We start from the raw sequence: 960 nt of genomic DNA on the forward strand, positions 1-960 counted from the left end.
AAAAATTTCTTGACATCTATTCTCAGAGTGCTATACTAAAAGGGTAATCGCCGATTTAGCTCAGTTGGTAGAGCAACGCACTCGTAACGCGTAGGTCACAGGTTCAAGCCCTGCAATCGGCAGAATCAAGAAGTCCAAACGGGCTTCTTTTTTTGTAAATATAGGAAAGGTGGAACGTTTGAGATAGGTTCTATTTAACGTCAGAAACTCCTACTTATAAATTAAAACTAAAATTTATATTTTGTGGTATAATGTATTGTAATAAATACTTGTTTTGATACCAATCTAGAGATATTTTGATAGTTATTTATTCTAGAAATTTTTGCTTGGATTTTTTTTTAAAAGTCATAAAAGTTCATGGATAGTAACGAATGAAGTATCGTAAGCTTGCCTGAATATCAATCAAAAAGGAGAAAATTATGAATAAGAAAGAACGGGAAAAACAATTTGAAGAGATCAATGGACCTAAGCGGTCTGAATCAAAGTCGGCTCCGAATAAAAATATAAAAATCTATATTGGCATAGCACTCTCTGTTTTAGTCACTCTCATCTTGGTAAGTATTTTCTCATATCTTCTGATTGGAAAGAAAGAGTCAAATCAAACATCGTCTGCTGTTTCAACTACAGAGTCAACAAGTAAATCGTCTACAAGCCAAGGAAAAACAGATGAGACTGATAAGGATAAACAAGAGGAAATTCAAAAACTCAAGGATCAACTGACTGCTTTAGATACCAAAATTACGGAAGCAGAAGCACTTGTTAGCAAGTTGAAGAAAGAAACTGCTGTTCCAAAACTAGATATTGAAGCAATCAAGAACAATGATTTGTCTAGTTTAGAAGGTACTTGGCGTAGTCAATCTGGTAATGAATACATTATTAATGATTCTGGAGAGGTACGTGCGACTTGGTTTACAAATGATCAAAAGTACGAATCTGTAGTTGGATTAAAGGTATCAAAAG

At 34.0% G+C, this 960-nt stretch carries 1 protein-coding gene and 1 tRNA gene; both read left to right on the plus strand.

What is annotated here, in order from left to right; genetic code table 11:
• Window positions 1–49: 49 nt before the first annotated feature.
• Window positions 50–122 (plus strand) — tRNA-Thr (locus GMD6S_RS09530).
• Between the two features lie 297 nt (window positions 123–419).
• The coding region (locus GMD6S_RS09535) for a DUF6287 domain-containing protein (RefSeq protein ID WP_001034382.1) at window positions 420–960 on the plus strand (541 nt) is incomplete at its 3' end.

Source organism: Streptococcus sp. GMD6S (assembly GCF_000297015.1).